The sequence below is a fragment of the Candidatus Thermoplasmatota archaeon genome, from assembly GCA_034660695.1.
In the GTDB taxonomy this organism is placed as follows: Archaea; Thermoplasmatota; E2; order UBA202; family DSCA01; genus JAYEJS01.
In genome coordinates this window covers 1-4,547 of record JAYEJS010000132.1, presented here as the reverse complement: position 1 = coordinate 4,547, position 4,547 = coordinate 1, and the positions used below count along the sequence as shown (strand labels likewise).

The following is a 4,547-nucleotide window of genomic DNA, read 5'->3' as shown; positions in this document are numbered from 1 at the left end:
GAAAATTTTTTAGCCAATTTTGGCTGTGGGAAGCCAAAATTTGTGACTGAACTGCATTCATTTTGCAAAATCAATTCATTTCAAAATGAAAAATACAGATTAAAAATCGGAAAATCTGTAACCACCAATCTGTATAGGACTGATAAGCACCAAAGTTTAAATAGGGTCATGTCCATTTATTTATATGATACCCATATCGGCAATAATATTCTTGATATTGATTTTGATTGTTATACTGGCGTCTGCAATAAAAATTGTGCGGGAATATGAAAGAGGAGTAATTTTTCGGCTCGGTCGGCTTCTGGGTGCGAAAGGCCCCGGCGTGTTTTTTATTATACCATTATTCGACAACATGGTCAAAATCGACCTCAGAGAAAATGTGCTCGACGTGCCTTCTCAAGATGCAATAACTTCAGATAATGTCCCTGTGCGCGTAAATGCTGTGGTGTATCTCCGTGTAATGAACCCGGAAGATGCGGTCGTACGTATCCGAAATTATATGGTTGCAACATCCCAGATGGCACAGACCACACTGCGGAGTGTAATCGGCGAGGTGGAGCTTGACGAAGTGCTGAGGGAAAGGGAAAAAATAAACCGGCGTTTGCAGAACATCCTCGACGAGGCAACAGACGAGTGGGGCGTGAAAGTTACCGCAGTAGAAACAAAAGATGTTGAAATTCCAGAGGGAATGCAGAAGGCGATGGCAAAGGCAGCCGAAGCAGAGAGAGAAAGAAGAGCAAGAATTATTGCCGCTGAAGGAGAGCTGCAGGCATCGGAGAAACTGGCTAAAGCAGCAAAGGTGATAAGTGAGGAAGAAGGAGGGCTTCAGTTGAGGTTCTTGCAAACTGCATCGGATGTGGCATCAAAAGGATCGACGACTGTTCTCCTTCCAATTCCTATTGACCTACTTAAACTATTTGAAAAAAAGAAGGAGGAATAAAAATTATAGACATATAACGAATATTTCCATCTCCTCACTATCTGTATCTCCCGTTTCCGTATAGCCGATAACTTTTACGGTATGCATTCCTATTGCAAATTCCTTCCATTTCCATTCATAGGGTGAGTGATTATCAGTGGCCTTTAGCACTCCATCAACATAGAATTCAACCCTATCAATCGCATCTGGGGAGAGAGCGGTTGCATTTACCTTTATCGTTATTCCCCCTATGGCTATTGTTTTATCAGTGGGAAAGAGAGGTCCGTTATCAAATAAATAAAATCCATTCTCTGGTCTCATTATGCTTATGCCCATACTTGGTTGTTTTATTGCTACCTCAGGGTCGCCAAACAAATTTGTTTCGTAACATGCCCATCTCATACCGTTTTCATTGATACGCCATATGTTATCCTCTTTTGAGTAATGGTTTGCCCCTCCGAGTTCCTTTATGCCAGCAGTAAATAAAGCTTTAAAAAATGATTCATCGTAATGCCCTGACGGTGAGTCGAGAGTGTCTTCACTCCCCAAGCCATAGCGGGCATTCATTATAACGGCAAATGCCCCGTGGGCAGTCTCAACAGTAAAATATTCTGCTGCACAATCATTGGTATAATAATGTTCATTGTAACAATTATCGAACGAGCCTGCAAGGCATGTTTGAGAATATATGAAAAAATATCGACCATTAGTCAATGTTTCAATATCCGAGGTGCGCAGCCTCAGACCGTAATTTACAAAGCCATGACCATCATGGTTGATAATGCAGGGAGTATCATTATTCAGCACATTCATGAGATCATATTTATCCCATCCTGTACCCCACGGGTCTCCGGGATCAAAACCTGGCCAGTCTCTGTCGTACATTGTAGTCAAATCATATTGGGAAGGGATATAGGGTTTTATAACGTCTTTATAATTCCCCCCATATTTTGATATGCCTGGAAATCCGAGGTATTCTCCCAGAAATAATACTTTGCTTGTATATGAGTCATTGCTCTGTTCATACGCCAGAGTTTTCATAACAAAATTTTCTACCTCCCGTGGAGAATCAACACATGCCCTTCCGATCCATATCTCCGAGCAAAAATCTGCCTCATCTACATTTGCCAGATCATTTCTGGATGCATTTTCTCCCCAGCTGTCATCCATATCGTAGTTGAAATTCCCGTCCAAGCAGGCGTAATAAAGATCAGATGGAATATCATCTTCTTCAAAACCCAAATTGCCGTTGAGAGGCAGCCCGGTTTCATTGGCATAAAGGCGGCGGGCAGGGACGATATTGTTACCCTTATTACCTCCGTCGGCGTCTCCTCCCAGCAAAATGTAGTTGGTTCCAAGGTTAAAATAGGTATAGCGGATAAAGTTTCTTATCTTTGCCTGCGTATCATTGTATTTAGAGAAATTCTTTGTTATTTCACTCTGGTAAAACGGGTTCGATGGATTATTGTCGCCCCATGTGCCATTTGCCCAATAAGTTTGATTGTTGACTATTTCTTCTACGGTTACAATTTTGGCATTAATTCCTTTAGATATTTTGGAATCTACCAGATCCTGGAAATTATAGCTGCCGGATGCATTTTTTAATTCGCTACCGGTTATTACAATATACTCATATGTGTTTGTAATTGTCGCCGAGTTACGATAACTTTCTACGATACCAGGATTGTCAACCATCCTCATTACAATTTCTCTATCTCGGGGCAATCCCCTGAACGGCTTAGATGAAGTCTCTTGCAGCCCTATGTTAACTGTCATGTGCTTCCAATAAAAAATTCCCCCATCGGAAGTGTATTTCACAGGACAGAGGTTAAGGACAAGTATTTCATATCCCCTAAATCTGTATGTTCCCACCAGTATGAAATCTCTGTCTGGAATTGTGCCATTGACGGAAATGCTTTCTCCGTTCCCAGCTTCGGAGTACAATGAAAAAAGATCGATCTTGTCGGCCTTCTCAATTTTTATATCACAGACTTTGAATCCCTGGGGAATCAAAATGTGCAGGGGTTTGACGGGCAATTTGACTCCGCTAAAATCATAGGAACGGCAACCTTCGATTTTTATATTATCGTATTCTGATTCTCCACATACTTTCTTGATATGCGGCTTCTCGAAGCAGTAATTCAGATTCATTTCATTGTTATTTTCATCAGAAATGGCCGTAGACGAAAAGGATGTAACTGTAAACGAAAGTGCAATAGTTATACCGATAAATTTCCAAAAAGTCCCGCTTATCCTCATGATAACTGTAAACGAATCCGACTATTTAATTTTTTTACTGTCTATCTGAAGTATGGCTTACAATATGGTCAAAAATCCGAGGAATGCAAGAAATGCAGATACGGTGACGGTTGAATATTTTTCAATGGGCTTTATAACGGTATTCTTCATTGCATTCTTTACGTAAATCAGAGGTATGGAAAGTACAGTTACAAACAATACCGTAGAAAGCAGATGCCACAGAGTAAATGGCAAAGCAAGAATAAAGCATGTTACCATCCCGTTCAGCGTATGGGGATACCAACCAAGCCAGCATCCAAAGTTTGTCCATAAATCATAGGCAAGCACACTTCCCAGTCCGATGCCTGCAATCTTTGCCACAGATGGAACTCCTTTATTTGTCAGATATCCAAGCAGGCCTATAAAGGCAAATCCTGACCATGTGAATAAAAAGATATAGTCGTTTCCATAGTAAAAGTCTGTAATAAGCATTACACTCAAAGGAACTATGAAACTGTAGTACCCGCCAAGCAGTAATCCACTGAAAAGCGAAACTGCCGCCACGATAAAGAACATATCCATCATGAAAACAGGCTGTGTTATGCCGTTTATGGTCATGTATATATGGGGCGTGTTGGGAAGCAAATTCCTCAAAAAAATTCTACCAGCAACACCAAAGAATATTAGTGACAACGCAGTCAACCATCTTTTATCATCCCTTATCATTTTATTCCCTCAATTTGTGAAATAGACCTGCATATTAAAGTTTAACTAAATGTGGTAAATTTCCATTCAATATCATCATTATCGCCAACGGGCTGTTTGTCCGCCCCCACAATTCCATATTCCCCGTTCATCCAATACTGCCAATAGTTATTTTCCTCACCATTTACAATGCCAGCAATTGAATCTACAAAGATACTGTCATATTGGCCGTAGTAAGTATACTCAACATTAAATCTTCCTTCATGTGCAGCTTCCATAAGAAGGCCGAAAACCGTTGCGTTACTGCCCGCTACAGATATATTTGGATAAGTCCATACTGTTCCGTTTCCAAAGTTTATTTTTATTGATGCGGTAACCGGCTCACTGTTCACACCGCCACTTTTAGCCATATAAATTCCTATAGCCGAGACCAAAACCATGACCGATGCAGCAATTATCACTGCCGCCATAATACTTTTTTCATTTCTCATTTTCTCACCATCAAATTTTTTTTACAAAAGTAAAGTAAATTTTATATATAAATTTTGTGGGAAAGCGGGCTATGTGTAAAAACTATTTGTATTCTCTCGGATTATTCAACTGGCAAATGAAGGCTTAACCCCAAATTCATAGATAGCTCTTGGAATTAGCGAAAAATTATAGTCAACCCATGAGAGTGATTCTT

4 protein-coding genes are annotated in these 4,547 nt (G+C 40.3%); 1 reads left to right on the top strand and 3 read right to left on the bottom strand.

Annotated features, from left to right (window positions below; all coding sequences use genetic code 11):
• Positions 1–184 precede the first annotated feature (184 nt).
• Positions 185–940: a nucleotidyltransferase gene (locus U9O96_07105; protein ID MEA2054851.1), complete on the top strand. Its 756-nt coding sequence runs from the start codon at positions 185–187 to the stop codon at positions 938–940.
• Between the two features lie 3 nt (positions 941–943).
• On the opposite strand, the gene U9O96_07100 is transcribed toward U9O96_07105, so the two are convergent.
• The 3 genes from U9O96_07100 to U9O96_07090 are packed head-to-tail and all read right to left on the bottom strand — an operon-like array spanning position 944 to position 4,353.
• A complete protein-coding gene (locus U9O96_07100) occupies positions 944–3,178 on the bottom strand; it encodes a C25 family cysteine peptidase (protein ID MEA2054850.1) in 2,235 nt (744 codons plus the stop codon).
• Between the two features lie 57 nt (positions 3,179–3,235).
• Positions 3,236–3,883, bottom strand: a complete 648-nt coding sequence (locus U9O96_07095; GenBank protein MEA2054849.1) for a DUF6580 family putative transport protein — start codon at positions 3,881–3,883, stop codon at positions 3,236–3,238.
• A gap of 41 nt (positions 3,884–3,924) precedes the next feature.
• Positions 3,925–4,353 (bottom strand): DUF4430 domain-containing protein, encoded by a 429-nt coding sequence (locus tag U9O96_07090; protein MEA2054848.1) that lies wholly within the window; start codon positions 4,351–4,353, stop codon positions 3,925–3,927.
• Between the last annotated feature and the right edge of the window lie 194 nt (positions 4,354–4,547).

What these genes read in the sequence shown, in the direction of transcription:
- U9O96_07105 (MEA2054851.1), top strand. Translation starts at nt 185, where the DNA reads ATGATACCCATATCGGCAATAATATTCTTGATATTGATTTTGATTGTT.
- U9O96_07100 (MEA2054850.1), bottom strand. Translation starts at nt 3,178, where the DNA reads ATGAGGATAAGCGGGACTTTTTGGAAATTTATCGGTATAACTATTGCA.
- U9O96_07095 (MEA2054849.1), bottom strand. Translation starts at nt 3,883, where the DNA reads ATGATAAGGGATGATAAAAGATGGTTGACTGCGTTGTCACTAATATTC.
- U9O96_07090 (MEA2054848.1), bottom strand. Translation starts at nt 4,353, where the DNA reads ATGAGAAATGAAAAAAGTATTATGGCGGCAGTGATAATTGCTGCATCG.